10 protein-coding genes are annotated in these 14,144 nt (G+C 68.1%); 5 read left to right on the top strand and 5 right to left on the bottom strand.

Annotation, left to right across the window (positions count from 1 at the left end):
- Positions 1-43 precede the first annotated feature (43 nt).
- Positions 44-499 carry a DoxX family protein gene (locus G9Q41_RS17540; RefSeq protein ID WP_165633003.1) on the bottom strand — a complete coding sequence of 152 codons (456 nt, stop codon included), beginning with the start codon at positions 497-499 and terminating at the stop codon, positions 44-46.
- Between the two features lie 161 nt (positions 500-660).
- Between G9Q41_RS17540 and G9Q41_RS17535 the strand changes: the two genes are divergently transcribed.
- Positions 661-1,122, top strand: coding sequence for a MarR family transcriptional regulator (locus tag G9Q41_RS17535; protein WP_165633002.1), 462 nt, complete (start codon positions 661-663; stop codon positions 1,120-1,122).
- Positions 1,123-1,348: 226 nt separating this feature from the next.
- Positions 1,349-1,930, top strand: coding sequence for a ricin-type beta-trefoil lectin domain protein (locus G9Q41_RS17530; RefSeq protein ID WP_347567555.1), 582 nt, complete (start codon positions 1,349-1,351; stop codon positions 1,928-1,930).
- Positions 1,931-2,087: 157 nt separating this feature from the next.
- Here the strand turns inward: G9Q41_RS17530 and G9Q41_RS17525 are convergent, their stop codons facing one another.
- The 4 genes from G9Q41_RS17525 to G9Q41_RS17510 all read right to left on the bottom strand — a co-directional run bounded on the left by G9Q41_RS17525 (position 2,088) and on the right by G9Q41_RS17510 (position 12,225).
- Entirely contained in the window at positions 2,088-4,208 is a 2,121-nt protein-coding gene (locus G9Q41_RS17525; protein ID WP_165633001.1) for a DEAD/DEAH box helicase, read from the bottom strand.
- The gene (brxD, locus tag G9Q41_RS17520; protein WP_165633000.1) at positions 4,186-5,523 is read right to left on the bottom strand and encodes a BREX system ATP-binding protein BrxD; all 1,338 of its coding nucleotides are present in this window, start codon (positions 5,521-5,523) and stop codon (positions 4,186-4,188) included. The genes G9Q41_RS17525 and brxD overlap by 23 nt, the downstream gene beginning before the upstream one ends.
- A gap of 175 nt (positions 5,524-5,698) precedes the next feature.
- Positions 5,699-8,458, bottom strand: coding sequence for a BREX-2 system phosphatase PglZ (gene pglZ / locus G9Q41_RS17515; protein WP_165632999.1), 2,760 nt, complete (start codon positions 8,456-8,458; stop codon positions 5,699-5,701).
- The gene (locus tag G9Q41_RS17510) at positions 8,455-12,225 is read right to left on the bottom strand and encodes a hypothetical protein (protein ID WP_165632998.1); all 3,771 of its coding nucleotides are present in this window, start codon (positions 12,223-12,225) and stop codon (positions 8,455-8,457) included. Before G9Q41_RS17510 ends, pglZ begins: the two co-directional genes overlap by 4 nt.
- Before the next feature lie 381 nt (positions 12,226-12,606).
- On the opposite strand from G9Q41_RS17510, the gene G9Q41_RS17505 reads away from it, so the two are divergent.
- The 3 genes from G9Q41_RS17505 to G9Q41_RS17495 are packed head-to-tail and all read left to right on the top strand — an operon-like array spanning position 12,607 to position 14,137.
- A complete protein-coding gene (locus G9Q41_RS17505; protein WP_165632997.1) occupies positions 12,607-13,026 on the top strand; it encodes a hypothetical protein in 420 nt (139 codons plus the stop codon).
- A complete protein-coding gene (locus G9Q41_RS17500) occupies positions 13,023-13,568 on the top strand; it encodes a DUF3558 family protein (RefSeq protein ID WP_347567554.1) in 546 nt (181 codons plus the stop codon). The genes G9Q41_RS17505 and G9Q41_RS17500 overlap by 4 nt, the downstream gene beginning before the upstream one ends.
- Before the next feature lie 2 nt (positions 13,569-13,570).
- Complete coding sequence (locus G9Q41_RS17495) at positions 13,571-14,137, top strand: DUF3558 family protein (RefSeq protein ID WP_242687607.1); 567 nt, start codon at positions 13,571-13,573, stop codon at positions 14,135-14,137.
- Positions 14,138-14,144 lie beyond the last annotated feature (7 nt).

Raw genomic sequence — 14,144 nt, 5'->3', positions numbered from 1 at the left:
GCCCGGGCGAACCGAGCCGGGCAGTTCCGAAACCGGGGGTTGCTCACACCCCGACGCTCTCGCCGGTGCGCTCCCTGCCGGCGCGGGAGCCGGAGCTGCTCAGCGCCCTGTCCAGCGCGTACCTTCCGCCGTTGAAGCCGAGGGCCAGGGCGATGACCGCGAGCACGAGCGTGTACTCGTAGCCGCCGCCGGAGGAGAAGAAGCCCTGGTCGAGGTGGACGAGCACGAGCGCGCCGAGCATGTTCAGCGCCAGCAGCACTCCCGCCACGGGCAGGGCGATGCCGAGCAGGAGGGCGATCCCGCCGACGGTCTCGATCAGCGCGGCCACCCAGGCGGACAGCTGGGGAGCGGGGATGCCCATTCCGGCGAACGAGTCGGCGGTGCCGCTGATCCCCCACTGGACGAACTTCTGCATCCCGTGCGCGATGAACACGATCCCGGCGACCAGTCTGGCCAGCAGCAGTGCCAGGTCGCGGACCTGGGGCGGCAGTTGCGGCATGACTACATCCTTTCGAGTGGTTGATTTCGGATCCGGGCCGGCGGGTGGCCTCCGACCCGGGGTCGGCGGGGTCGGGGCCCGCCGAAACGCTTGTGGTTCAAATTTGAACTAGTTCCACGCTACCGGGTTGTTCAAATTCGAACAACCGCTAGGATGAGTGCATGACGCAACCACCTTGGCTCGACTCCGGGGAGATGGCGGCCTGGAACGCGTTCCTGGAGGCCAGCCATCGCGTGGGCAGGCGTGTGGAGCACCAGCTCCGCGAGCAGGAAGGCCTCTCGCACCCCCAGTACGAGATACTGGTGTGGCTGGCCGAGGCGCCCGACCGCGAGGTGCGGATGAGCGAGTTGGCCACTCAGCTGGTGACCTCCAAGAGCGGGGTGACCTACCAGATAGGCAAGCTCGAGAAGGCCGGGTTGGTGCGTCGCCGCTCGTGCCCGGGTGACGACCGCGGCGTCTTCGCCGTGCTCACCGACGAGGGGCTGGAAAAGCTCCGCAGCGCGGCCCCGGGGCACCTCGAAGCCGTGCGCTCCTCGTTGATCGACCTGCTCACCCCCGAGCAGCTCGAAGCGCTGCGCGACAGCCTCGGCGCCGTCAACCGTGGTCTGGGCTCCGCGGACTGAGAGTTCATCGCCGTACCGCGCGCAGCCGGCCGAGCAGCCTGCGCGCTGGTCGGCGCCGCTGGTTCACCCCCCGTTGTGGGGTGCGCAGGGTGCGGATCGGCTGCTGGCTGGGGGTTCGCTTGGTATTCCCGCGTTCTCACCTGAAAGAGATGTTGATCTTCCTGTTCGGCGTGCCGATGGTCTTCGCGGAAGTTTTCCAGCGACAACGGGAAAGGACCGGATCCCGGTGAAGTTGAACAAGCGGATCGCCCTGGTGCTCGCGGCGGCCTTCTCCATGGTCGGAGTCATGGGGGCCGGTGCCGGAGCCGCCGAGCAGCACGGACAGCAGGAGCAGGTGCGACCGCAGGCGCGCGACGCGCAGACCTCGATCAACGCGGGCGAGCCCTACCACCTCTACAACCGCAGCATCCACCAGTTCCTCTTCCCCAGGCACTGGAGCACCTCGGAGGGCCACAGGCTGGGGATGTGGAACAAGCACAAGACCGGTTCGCAGCGCTTCCAGGAGCAGTGGAAGTTCCTGCGCACCGGGTACCGCGACGTCTTCCGGATCAAGAACGTCGGTTCCGGGCTGTGCATGGCGCCGAAGGAGGACGACTCGCGGCGGCGCGTGGTTCAGAAGGAGTGCGACCGGGGCGACCGCGCGCAGTGGTGGTCGGTGCGCAAGGACGAAGGACTGCGCATCTCGCCGTTCAACGACAGCAACATGGTGCTCAGCCCTTACCGGAATCTGCACCGCGGGGGAAGCATCGTGCTGTACAAGGACGTGGACAGCCTCTCCCAGCGGTGGAACACCGTGTCGGTTGACTGAGACCTGAAAGCGTTGCCCGCGGGCGAATCGGCCCGGCCTCGTAGTCACCCCGGAACGAGGTCGGGCCGTTCTTCGTTTCCCGCGGTCTCCCAGTTTCAGGCAAAACTGTGCACTCTCCGGGGGACTCGGGCGTGCTGTCCGGCAGAACCGGTGGGGTTCACTCCTCGCGCACCGTCCGCCGCACCGGTTCCCGGAGCACCGCTGCCGCTCCGGAGGAGTCCATGTGGCGCTGTGCCAGGGTGTCCCTGGCGAGATCGGCGGGAAGGGCCGTGGAGAACTTCAACCCGTTCAGGGCCTTGTCGTCGACGTCCGGGGCGTTCAGTCCGGTCATGTCGAGTGCCGCGATGGCCTCGGCCGCCTGCTCGAAGGGCAGCTCGTGGTGCAGCCGGATGCCGAAGTTGCCCACGCGCTGGTGCTCATCGGCGATGCCGGTCAGGTTCGCGTGCAGCGTCCGGTTGACCGCCGTGCCGGCCCAGGTCCACCAGAAAGTCCGGTCCCGGTCGCGCAGCAGCACGGTGCGCTCGTGCGTCACGTGCGCGGAGTGGCGTTCCCGCAGCCGTTGCAGCGCCTGCTCGGCCCGCCGGGTGAGGGTGACCCCGGATGGTTCGGCTCCGAGAGCGACCTGCCGCATCCCGCGGGTGATCTCGAAGGACAGTCCGGCCCCGTAGCCGGTCCAGCGTGCTTTCCCCGCCAGGTCGGTGGTTTCCACGTAGCAGCGGCGGCGCGCCCAGTCCACGTGGTTGACCAGCCAGTTCTTCCCGCCGAGCAGCAGCACGCGCGGGCCTTCCTGCTCGGTGACCAGTAGCTCGTCGGTGATTGTTCCGATCTCTTCGCGCCCGGCCAGCACGGTGAACTCGGGCGGGGCGCTGAACACCGCGGTGAGGTCGGAGAAGTAGCGCCTGCCGAATTCCCGTTCGGCGCGTTGGCCGATGAACGCCAGTTCGCCGTCCTTTTCCAGGAAGCCGTTCTCGACGAGGTGGTGCAGTATCCGCTCCGCGTGCTCGTCGAACAGCGGCAACTCGCCCCACCAGCGCTGTCGGCTGTCGGGGGTGATGGTGTGCTCCTGCAGCGCCAGGGCGAGGAACTGCTGCGCCGCGATGTGCCGCGGGACCGGTGGTGAGCGCACCGGTTCGACCCAGCCTGCTGACCAGCGCTGCAGCAGCCCGGCCGCGTGCAGCACGGAGTCCTCGTCCAGGCACAGGAACAGGCAGTTGCGTGCCGAGTTCGCGCGTCTGCCCGTGCGGCCGAGTCGCTGCAGGAACGAGGACACCGTCGCGGGAGCTCCGAGCTGGATCACCCGGTCCAGATCGCCCACGTCGATGCCGAGTTCGAGGGTGGAGGTGGCCACGATGACGCAGTCGTCGGCTTCGGCGAAGGCCTGTTCCGAGGCGCGGCGCTGCGCGGAGGACAGGGAGGAATGCGAGGCGAAGGTCGTCACGTCGTGGCTGCGCAGCGCAGCGGAGAGCTCTTCCACGCGCCGGCGGGAGTCGACGAAGACCAGCCGCTTCTCGCCCCGGTGCAGCGTGGCGATGACTTTGGCCGCGTTGGTCACGTTGCCCACGTGGTCCAGCGTGATCTCCGGTGGGGCGGCGGGCGCGGTTTCCGCGCCGGACACGACCCGACCGGGGCGCTGCTCGGCGGAGCCTTGCAGCCACTTCAGCAGTTCTTCCGGGTTTCCCACGGTCGCCGAGAGCCCGATGCGCTGCAGTGGTCGTCCGGCCAGTCGGGAGAGGCGTTCCAGCGTGGCCAGCAGGTGCCAGCCCCGGTCGTCGCCGGCGAACGCGTGGATCTCGTCGACGACCACGGCGCGCAGGTTGCGGAAGAATCGCCTCGCCTCGACTTTGGCCGAGACCAACATGGCTTCCAGCGATTCCGGTGTGGTCAGCAGGATGTCCGGTTCTTCCCGCAGGATGCGGGCGCGGCGGGGTTGGGAGACGTCGCCGTGCCAGACCGCGGCGGAGCGGCCCAGCCAGTGCGCGTAGGAGTCCAGGCGCGGCTGCAGGTCGTTCAGCAGTGCGCGCAGCGGGCAGATGTAGAGCACCGACAGCCCTTCCCAGGACTCCTCGGCCATGCGGGTCAGCAGGGGCAGCGCGGCTGCTTCGGTCTTGCCGCCCGCGGTGGGGGCGAGCAGCATCGCGTCCGTGCCGTCCAGCACCGGTCCGATCGCGGCTCGCTGCAGCGGGCGCAGGTCGGGCCAGCCGAGGGTGCTGATCACGTGGTGCCGCACGATCGGGTGCAGCCGTTCGAACACTTCTTCAGAGGTCGAGTTCGACGTCATCGGCGGTTTCCGCCCCGGTGGCTCTGGCTGCCTGTTCGGCGGTGGTCAGTTCGGTGTCGGACACGGAGACTTCGTGGTCGTGACGCGGGTCGAAGTTGGGGTGTTGTTCGACCTTGTCGAGCACGTCGACGAGTTTGCGCAGGAAGACTCGCGGTGCCACTCCGACTTTCCCACCGAGCTGGCCTGCGATGGCCGTGGCGAAGTCCCGCAGGTAGGCGTCGTCGACTTTCTCCGCGACGCGCTGTGCGGTCCCGTCGGCGGTGGAGAGCCCTTCGCTGAACAGGTCCCGCACGTTGCCGCCGAGTTCGACCAGTCGTTCGTGGGTGAACCCGTGCAGCCGGATCTGGGGTGCGCGGGGGTTGTCGAACTCGGGTTTGCCGGAGAAGTCGGTGGACAGCCGTTGGGCCAGCGGTGGGAGCAGCTGCACGCCCTGCCTGCCTTCGTAGAAGGCGGGTGTTCCGGTGACCAGCAGGTACAGTCCGGGGAATCGTCCGGAGTCGACTTCGTCGATGAGCTGGCGCAGCGCGTTGAGCGCTTTGGCCCTGGCGTCGCTGCGCACTCGTTGCAGGGTTTCGACCTCGTCGAGCACCAGCAGCAGGCCGGGGTGGCCCGCGTCGCGCAGCACCAGCAGCAGCGCTTCCAGGAAGCTCAGCGCGAGGAAGTGGTCCAGGTCGCCCTTGATGCCTGCGCGTTTGCGCAGCTCGGAGGCGACGTGTCGTTGCCCGGAGAGCCAGGCGGCCAGCCCGTCGGCGCCTTCGGTGTCCTGGTTGTTCTCGGCTTTGTAGTAGCCGCGCAGGGCCGCCGAGTATCCGGTGGCGCTCGAACCGAGTTTGGCGAGGCGTTTCTCGAGCAGTTCGCTCACGGCTTCGGCGAGCCGGTCCGCGTCGTCGGCGAGGCTCTCGTCGGCTCCGATCGCGTCCTCTTCGAGGGTGTAGAGCCAGCTGTCCAGCACTGACCGGAAGGCGCTCGGGCCTTCCGTCGGGGTGGCCAGCTGTTCGCACAGCCTGCGGTAGACGGTTTCCAGCTTGTGCAGCGGGGTTTCCGTCTCGGAGATCTGCACTTCGGCCACGGCCATGTTCTTGTTCTTGGCCCGTTCGGCCAGCCACCGGGCGAGGAAGGTCTTGCCTGCGCCGTACTCGCCGCGCACGGCTTTGAAATTGGCGCGTCCGGAGGCGCAGCCGTCGAGTTCCTCGTCGAAGGTGCCGTGGAGCCGGTCGAGGCCCACGGCGAACAGGTCCAGGCCGTCCTCCGGCACTGTTCCGCGGCGTAGCGCGGCGATGACATCGCGTCTGCGGGCCGGGCTTACCTGGTTCATTCGGCTCGGGATCCCTCGTGGAACGGCTTGTTCGGGGCTCGGTTGCCGACACGTGAGACGGCACCTCGTTGTGTTCGCGGCACCGCGTTCAGCAGCCTACGCCACGTGTCCTGCCGTCGTGCAACGTATCCGCCGCGGAACCACCTGTGGCAACCGAGCCGCCGACCCCTTCTTCTCAGAAAAGAAACTGCTCGCGCAGGAGGGCCTCATCGAGCTCCACGGTCTGGTTGTGCTCGGTCAGGCGCAGCACTGCGTAGCCGTCGCGGTTGAGCACTTTGGTCAGCATGCTCACCAGGCCGCGGGGGTTGCGGTTGGCCTGCCCGGCCGCTTGGGCCACCTTGGCCACTGCGAGTCGTTGGCCGGGGGATTCGACCAGCGCGTCGATCACTGCTGCGAAGACATCGTGCCGGGGGGCGCGCGTGCCTTGCTTGTGCGCGGCTTGGAACGCCTGGGTGCGGACCAGCTGCTCGCCCAGCGTGTCCGTGGTGGACGGTTCGAGCTCGTCGAACGGGATCTGGGGGTCCTGGGGCTGGTTCTGCCGTGCTCGGGTGTCCTGCTGCGTGGAGCGGGAGGTCTTTTCGGAGCGTTCGGCCGTTTCCGGGCTTTGCCGGGTGCTGCTCGCTCTGGGGTCGGCTCGGTTCTGCTCGTGCCACCACTGTGGCTGCTCGTCGTGGGGGCGTTCGTACCAGCCTTTCGGCAGTTCCGCGCTGACCGGGTGCAGCACCAGCAGCGGGATGGCCACTTCGGCCAGTGCTGCGCCGCCGTGGTATCCGGCTGCTCGTTTGCCGTAGCGGATCGCTTCGGTCGTCGCGAACACGGCTTCGTCGCCTGCGAGCATTCGCTTGCCGCGCAGGACGATCTCGTCGGGGTGTTCGGCTTCGCCGCCGCTGCGCCAGCGGGCGTCGGCGTTGTTGGCCGAGCGGAGTTCGGTCTCGTGGTGCGGCACGTGGCCGTGGTCGCTGACGAGGACGACGGTGCGCTGGTCGCTCTCGGCGTGGCGCAGCAGGGCGTTCAGCATCGGGATGTCGTCCAGTGTCCAGCTGCCCCCGTTGGATTCCCTGCCGTCGGTGAGCGCTTCGTCGATGGTGTTGAGCACCACCGCGACCGTGTCGTTGCGGGTGTCGTCCTCGTCGCCGTTGCCGTGTATTGCCGCTACGAGCTCGCTGTCCAGCTCGCCGCCGTCCTGGGTGGTTGCCTGGTTCTTGTGGAAGACTTCGGGTTTCCGGTGGTTCCACAGCCGCCGGAAGTTGTTCCGCTCGTCGTGGCGGTCGCCTTCGACGAGTCGTCCGGCGAACAGGCTGCTGCGGCTGTAGCGGGTGGTGGTGGGGAAGGCCGCCAGCAGCGCTTCGCGTTGTCCGGTTTCGTCGCGGACCACTTCGCGCAGGGTGTCGCGCCGTTTCTTGATGATCTCCTCGGCGAGTTCCGCGGCCACGGCACCGGACATCCCGTCCAGCACGATCAGCAGCACTCGGCGTTCGTCGGTTTTGCCGAGCGGCTGGAGGACGCGTCGTGCGAAGTCTTCCACCGGAACGATCGATCCCGGGGGAGCGTCCATGCCTGCGGCCAGTCGTTTGCCGAAGGCCAGGTCGATCTCGCGGCGAACTCGTTGGGCTTCGGCGGCTGTTTCGCGCAGGGTGGCCGCGACCGCGGGGGAGGGGTCGCCGCCGGTGATGACGTGGTTGATCGCCCGGTCCACCCAGGCGAGTTCGTTGGCGTGGGCGCGCAACCCGTCGCCGACGCTGTCCACTGTGGTGTCCGGATTGCTCGCGAGCCATTTCCGCAGCCGCAGCGCGTTCCGGACGCGCAGCAGCCGGGTTCGCTGTTCGCCGTGCTCGCTGTCGTGGTGCTGCTGGGCGTGTTCCAGGGAGCGGGTGTCCAGCTCCCGCGCGAGCCGTTCGAGTCGTTGCCCGAATCCGCTGGGCAGCACGTCGCTGTGCACGGCCAGCGTTTCCGCGGCGAATTCGCTCAGCAGCTTGTCCGCGCGGTTGCGTTGCTCGGCCCACTGCTCGTTCTCGCCCGCCGGGGTGGATTTGACCAGTTCGACGGCCTTGTCGGCGGCTTCGCGCAGGTGCTCCTTGGTGATCTCCTCCGAGCCGAGCAGCTCGCGGCTGTACTGGTAGGCGCCGAGGATCGCTTTGGCGTGTTCCGGCTCGGTTCGTTCGGCGCGCAGCAGCGCGTCGACCACGAGCAGCTCGGTCAGCGGGTCCTTGCCGCGCTCGGCGAGGGTGAGCATGGCTTTGGCGGGTTCGCCGACCGCTCGTGCGATCACTTCGACGAGTCCGCGTCGCTGCTCGGCGTCCATGTCCGCCCAGTCCTGGCGGACTCCGGGGCGCAGCAGTGTGCGCAGCAGGCTGTGCGCGTCCAGTTCGTCGCGGGCCAGCCCGAGCCTGGCTGACAGCGCCTGGTTGTGGGCTTGTTCCAGGGTGAAGCCGCCGCCGGTTCGCGCGTTCATCCTGCCCGCGGCGTACAGCTCGGTGAGCATCCTGGTCAGCCAGGAGTTCTCCGGGCGGAAGATGGCCTTGTCGGTCTGCGTGCCCAGCGCGGTTTCCAGCAGGGCCTTGTGGGAGATGCTGTACAGCTTGGCGTTTTCCAGCCTGGCCAGCACTCCCGGCCCGAGCTCGCTGTCCGTCCGGTTGGTGATCAGCACCAGCGCTCGGCGGCGCTGCTGGTCCTGCCCTGGCTGGTCCTGTCCGGTCTGGTCCTGCCCGGTCTGGTCCTGCCAGTCCGCCAGCGCCATGTGGATCGCCAGCACCGATTCGCAGCACACGAACCGCACGTCCACGCCCTGGTGGGTTTGTTCCGCCGCGCCGCTCCAGCTGGGTTCGCCGGGAACCTGGATGCCGTACACGGCGGATTCGCTGGTCTGCTTGTTCAGCAGCCGCTTCAGTCTGGCCAGTGTGGCCTGTTCGAACAGTTCGTTGCCCGCCAGCGTCATGTCCGCTCACCGGCCTCGTCGTGCACGCTGACCTCGACGGTGTAGTGCGCGCTGGGGTACTGCGCGGAGAGTTGGCGGAGCCGGCTGGTCACTTCTTCGACGGTACCGCTGATGGTGAACTTGCCGCCGGTGCCCGCAGGCGGTGCGGGAGCGGGGTTCGTGGCCGGCTGGTCCCCGGCGGGCCGACCGTCGCCGGTTCCGTCCGTGCTCCCGGTATGTTCCGGGCCAGGCTCGGGGTTCGGGTCCGGGGTGGTGCCGTGCTGGTTCTGCCGCCGGATCATGTCCCCGATCAGCGCTTGGGCCTGCTGCTTGGTGTTGCGCAGCGTTTCCGGCAGCGAGGTGGCGTTCTCGTTGTGGCGGGCGGCCTCGTGCAGCGTTTCCAGCAGTTTGCCTGCTCTGCTGTCCGGGAGCTGTTCGAGCTGGCCGATGGAGGTCCAGTCGGCTCCGCGGATGGCCTCGCTGACCTCCCGCGCGCTCCGCAGCGATTTCAGCAGGATGTGCTCGTCGGTGCGCAGCTGGTGGTCGGCCAGGCGCTTGACCAGTTCCACCGGGTCGTCGAGGTCGACGAGTTCGGAGACGAGTCCGCTGGCTTCGCGCGCGGTGGCGTAGCGGCCTGCCGGCGCGGTGGTGTCCAGCCCGAGCTGTTCGGCGTGCTCTTCCAGCACGTTGACCAGTTCGGCGGCGTTTCGGCTGTGCTCGACGATGGTGCTCTTGATGTCGGCGAACTTGGCGACCAGCCGGGGTGAGGGCACGGTGCCCTGCTTGTTCGCCCCGAACAGCAGCTGCGCCCTGCGGGTGGCTTCTTCCCACTGCTGCTGGCTGGGCATGGGGCGGCGGCGCAGCACCATGTCGTCGGCCATGTCGGTCACCCCGGGCGCGGGGATCGAGTCGCCGCCCCGGAACCAGCTGCGCTGGGTGAACTCGGCGAAGGCCCCGATGATCAGGTTCTCGGTCCTGGGCTGCACCCCGAGGTCGGCGAGTCCGCGGCGCACCTGTCGGACGGTGAGTTCGCTGCTCGCGCTCGTGTCGCGGTGGATGCGCTGTTCCAGCTCGGTGCCCCAGTGCCGGTCGATGACGAAGCCGCCTTCGATCTCCTGCCCGAGCTGCAGCGGGTGGGCGAGGTCGCGCAGGGTGTCGCGCAGCTTGCGATCGTGGATCTCGTCGGCGCGCTCCCCGCTGGGCGAGTCCACTGCCCTGCGGATGACCTCGAGCACTTCCTGGAGTTGTTTGGTGCTGACTCGTCCGCCCTTGCCGCGCGGGTCGAGGTTGGGGTGGTTGGGGTAGCTGTAGCTCAGGCACTGGTCGGCCAGCCGGTACAGCGTGTCGGCGAATCCGCGTCCCGGGTCGATGCGCGGGTGCAGGTTCGGCACGGGCGAGTGCACCTCGTACTCGCGCGCGGTCTGCACCTCCCTGGTGTCGTTGGACAGCCCGTAGGCGCTGCGCAGCAGGTTGCGCAGGTAGTTGTCCAGCGATTCCCGGTGGTTCTCCAGCAGCTCCTTGGCGCGCTGGCGCTGGTCGGCCCCGAGCTGGGTGGCGTTCTTCTCGAGGTTGTCGCCGCGCAGCAGGTAGTTGATCTGCAGCAGTTTGCCGAGCTGCCTGGCGGCTTGGCCGGTGAGGTAGCGCGGCACCCACACCACTGTGCGCGGGGGCTCCTCCCCGTCGGACCTGCCCAGGAATTCGGCTTTCTGGTGGGCCTCGGCAGCGCCGTGGTCGCCGACGTCGAAGGGGTAGTCCAGGACCAGCCGCCACCTGTCGGGGACCTGGGAGCCGAATTCCTCGGCGGACAGCCCGCGCACGTTCTCCAGTCCGACTTCGACGGTGCGTGCGCTGCCGCGCCAGGCGAGTTCGTAGTCGACGAAGCCCTGGGCTTCGTTCTCGACGCCGAGCTCCTCGAACAGCACCCGGCGCACCAGGCGTCTGCGGTCGCCCTCGGTGTCCACATTGGTGACGGTTTGCAGCAGCTTGTCGACGTCGATGTCGGTGAGTTCCAGTCGCACCCTGGGGTCGTCCGAGGTGTCGACGTGCAGCTCGGGGACCTGCCGTTCCAGCTCGCGCAGTTTGCTGGTCACCACGGAGCGCTCCTGGCCGGGGATGGGCGAGCGGATCTGGCCGTGGTTGAGCGCGAGCAGCCTGCTGGCGGTGAGTTCGCGCAGCGCGGGCACGCTGGGGGCCAGCGAGGCCAGCAGCAGCGTTTTGACCAGCCGGTCCATGCCTTTGAACCGGGCGGCCTGTTGCGGGACGTCCTCGCCGGTGAGCTGGTCCTCGCGCAGGTCTTCCATCCGCAGCAGTTCGGGGCGCAGCGTGTCCTTGTAGACGCTGCGGGCCTTGTCGAACTCGGCTTTCAGCCGTTGGGTGAACGGGGCGTCGTAGCCTTCGGCGATGGCGTCGAACAGGTCGCCCAGCGGGATCAGTTCGCCGAGCCGCAGCTCCTCGCGGCGGTTGATCAGGATCTGCTGCATCAGTTTCAGCGCGGTGCGTTCGCGTTGCAGCGCCGCGGACACCTTGACCAGCGTGTCCATGAACACGGGGCTGAACGGGTAGCTCTCCTCGAAGGAGCCCGCGTTGTCGGCTTCCAGCAGCACGTCGCGCACGCTGCTGGGGATCCGCTCGGTGCGTTCGAAGGCCTGCGCGAGCTGGTCCTCGCAGCCTTCCCGGCGCAGCAGCACGCGGTGCCTGGCGACCACCGGCAGGTTCTCATCGCCGAGGTTGATCGTCTCGAAGCGGCCGTCCCAGTAGCTGAGGTGGTCCTGCAGCTTGGCCTCGTCGGCGCCGGTGGGCATGTCCCCGGCCAGTTCGCGCAGGTCGCGCTGGCGGGCCACGAAGCTGATGATCGGCAGCGCGCGGGAGGTGTCGTTGGACTCGGTGAGGTTGGCGAGTTTGGCGGCCTCGTCCAGCGTGTTCTCGTTGTCCTGGATGCGCCCGGACAGCCACAGCACCAGCTCGTCGAGGAACAGCACCAGCCCGGTGTAGCCCAGGGACTTGGCGTGCCGGGCGATTTCGCTCATGCCCTGGTCGAGGGGCACGTAGGCGTCGGTTTCGCCTGCCAGCCCGCCGATGTAGTCGGGCAGCCACACCGGGGCGACTTCGTTGACGAGCTTGTCGAGCTCTTCCGGGGTGGGCGAGTCGGAGAGCGCGGCGTCCAGCTGTTCCGGGGTCCAGCCGCTCTTGCGTTCCTTCTCGATCTTGCCCCAGCCGGAGTTGTCCTCGGCGGCGGAGCCGCGCAGTTTCGCGAGGAAGGCTTCGTCGCCGACGCTGGCGCGGATGTTGCGCAGCGGTTCGACCAGCCGTTGGGCGCGGTAGACCCGCGGGGTTTCGGCTTCCGGGTGCACGCGTTGGACGTGGCGCACGTAGCCGCCGAGGATGCCGTGTTCCACGCTGCGCGCGCCGATCATGTGGTACGGCACCAGCAGGAAGCGCGAGTCGTCGACCCAGCTGTGCTGCTGCACCAGCGCGGCGAACTTGTCGCGGGCGTGCGGGTTGCCGTTGAGCAGTTCGCGCAGCACCGCCATGAAGTGGCTCTTGCCGGATCCGAAGGAGCCGTGCAGGTAGCTGGCCTTGGACTGGTCGTCGGCCAGCGCCCTGCCGATGAGCCGCAGCGCCCCGTCGAAGGCCTGCTCGATGCCCGGGGTGGTCACGTACTGGCGGACCATCTCGTCGCGGTTGCTCTCGTCGGAGAGCTTGACCACGAGGCGGTTCGCGTCGAACTGTTCCGGGATGTGCAGCAGGTCTTTCAGCAGGGGGTGCTGCTGCGCGCCGCCTGGCGGCATGGCGGTCCTTTCCTGGGACAGGTTTGGTTTCGGCGGTCGTTCGCGGGGCCACTGCGTGATCAGCGGGTGATCCTGTGATCACGGTGGCCCCGCGATTCTAGCGCTGTCCGCTGCTGACGTGGGCCGTTGTGGTTGAACTTCGTTCGCGGGGTGGCTACCCGGCGTCGGGGCATCCGCGGCCGGGAGCCGACTGAGGTTCCGCCGAGTGCCCACTTACTCCAGCCGAGCTAACTGCACCCCTGTCCGAGTGAGAGCACGGTCACATGGGGGACGTTTCGATCACCGGGACATGGCTGTTCGTCCGTCGATTAGGGTGACCGTGGCCGCTCGGTGGTGTTGTTGGTCGTGGCGAGCGGGCTGGCGAGTTCGAAGGGGGCGGTGATGACCGATCCGAACGCCGCGGAAGCCGGTTTCGCGGGGGCGAGCGCCGCGCTGGGCAACATCCAGAAGGAGAACTCCTGGATCCAGCAGCAGATCGACGGCGGCGGGCTGAGCATGGAGCCCAGCGCCGCCGACGAGGCGGCCAAGGTCTACGAGCGCGAGGCCGGGGAAGTCGAGAAGCTCGGCACGCGAGTCGGGAGGCTACAGCAGGTTCCGGGGCTGGGGGATTACCCCTCGGGGCGGCAGCTGGCGGCCAAGTTCGGGCAGAAGGCCCGCAACGGCACCAACGGCGCGGCCGACCTGCTGGGACAGCTGGCTGATGAGCTGCGCCGCAAGGCCGACTTGTTCCGGCAGGCCAAGCAGAAGTACCAGGCCACCGACGACCAGGTGGCCCAGGACGTGCGGAGGAGTGCGCAGTGAGCAGCTGGCAGCGTGCGGTGCTCGCGGCCGTCTCGGGAGTGGCCCTGCTCGGAGCGCTGGGGTGCTCACCGAGCGGGTCCGGGGACACTTCGGACAGTCCTTCCGAGAACCAGGCTTCCGGGGGAAAGTCGCTGGAGAGCCTCGATCCCTGCAAGATGCTCTCCGAGGCCGAGCTGAAGTCCTTCGGGCTTGAGTTGCCGGGCGAGCCCACGGAGGATCTGCCCTGGAGTCCAGGGTGCTACTACAGCGGCGAACCCATCGTAGCGACGCTGTTCAAGGACACGCGGAACACGGTCTCGGCCAACGCGGAGAAGCCCAACTGGGTGGAGTTCGAGCGTCTTCAGATCAACGGTCGTTCCGGAGCGCGGGCGATTACCAAGGGAACCACGAAGGCGCGGCTGTGCAATGCGATGTTCAACGCCGGAGACGGGCTGATCCAGGTCCAAGTCCGTGAAACTAATCCTCCCGACACTCTCGACGAGTGCGCCAAGGCGTTGGAGATCGCGAAGAAGATCGAGCCGACCGTGCCGGAGCCGGCGTAACGATGCGCCGTGCTGGTTCGCCCCCAGTCAGGGGCAGACGTGCGGTGCTCGCGGCCGTGTCGGGGATGGCCCTGCTCGGAGCGCTGGGGTGCTCACCGAGCGGGTCCGGAGACACGTCGAACAGTCCTTCCGAGACCCAAGCCTCCGGGAGCAACTCGCTGGAAAGCCTCGACCCCTGCAAGATGCTCTCCGATACCGAGCTGAAGTCCTTCGGGCTGGAACCGACGGGCGAGCCCAACGAGGACCTGCCGTGGCGGACTGGGTGTGGCTACGAGGGGGATCCCATCTCCGCCACGCTGTTCAAGGACACGCGGAACACGGTCTCCTCCAATGCGGAGAAGTCCAACTGGGTGGAGTTCGAGCGTCTTCAGATCAACGGTCGTTCCGGAGCGCGGGCGATTACCAAGGGAACCACGAAGGCGCGGCTGTGCAATGCGATGTTCAACGCCGGAGACGGACTGATCCAGGTCCAAGTCCGTGAGACTAATCCTCCCGACACTCTCGACGAGTGCGCCAAGGGGTTGGAACTCGCGAAGAAGATCGAGCCAACCGTTCCGGAACCTGTATGAGGGGGTG

It is taken from the genome of Actinopolyspora sp. BKK2 (assembly GCF_011291845.1).
Classification (GTDB): domain Bacteria; phylum Actinomycetota; class Actinomycetes; order Mycobacteriales; family Pseudonocardiaceae; genus Actinopolyspora; species Actinopolyspora saharensis.
This window is presented reverse-complemented; position numbering and strand designations above follow the sequence as displayed.

Excerpts from the sequence above, each read along its gene's own strand:
- brxD (WP_165633000.1), bottom strand. The coding sequence starts at position 5,523 with ATGAACCAGGTAAGCCCGGCCCGCAGACGCGATGTCATCGCCGCGCTA.
- G9Q41_RS17510 (WP_165632998.1), bottom strand. The coding sequence starts at position 12,225 with ATGCCGCCAGGCGGCGCGCAGCAGCACCCCCTGCTGAAAGACCTGCTG.
- G9Q41_RS17535 (WP_165633002.1), top strand. The coding sequence starts at position 661 with ATGACGCAACCACCTTGGCTCGACTCCGGGGAGATGGCGGCCTGGAAC.
- G9Q41_RS17495 (WP_242687607.1), top strand. The coding sequence starts at position 13,571 with ATGCGCCGTGCTGGTTCGCCCCCAGTCAGGGGCAGACGTGCGGTGCTC.
- pglZ (WP_165632999.1), bottom strand. The coding sequence starts at position 8,458 with ATGACGCTGGCGGGCAACGAACTGTTCGAACAGGCCACACTGGCCAGA.
- G9Q41_RS17525 (WP_165633001.1), bottom strand. The coding sequence starts at position 4,208 with ATGACGTCGAACTCGACCTCTGAAGAAGTGTTCGAACGGCTGCACCCG.
- G9Q41_RS17505 (WP_165632997.1), top strand. The coding sequence starts at position 12,607 with ATGACCGATCCGAACGCCGCGGAAGCCGGTTTCGCGGGGGCGAGCGCC.
- G9Q41_RS17540 (WP_165633003.1), bottom strand. The coding sequence starts at position 499 with ATGCCGCAACTGCCGCCCCAGGTCCGCGACCTGGCACTGCTGCTGGCC.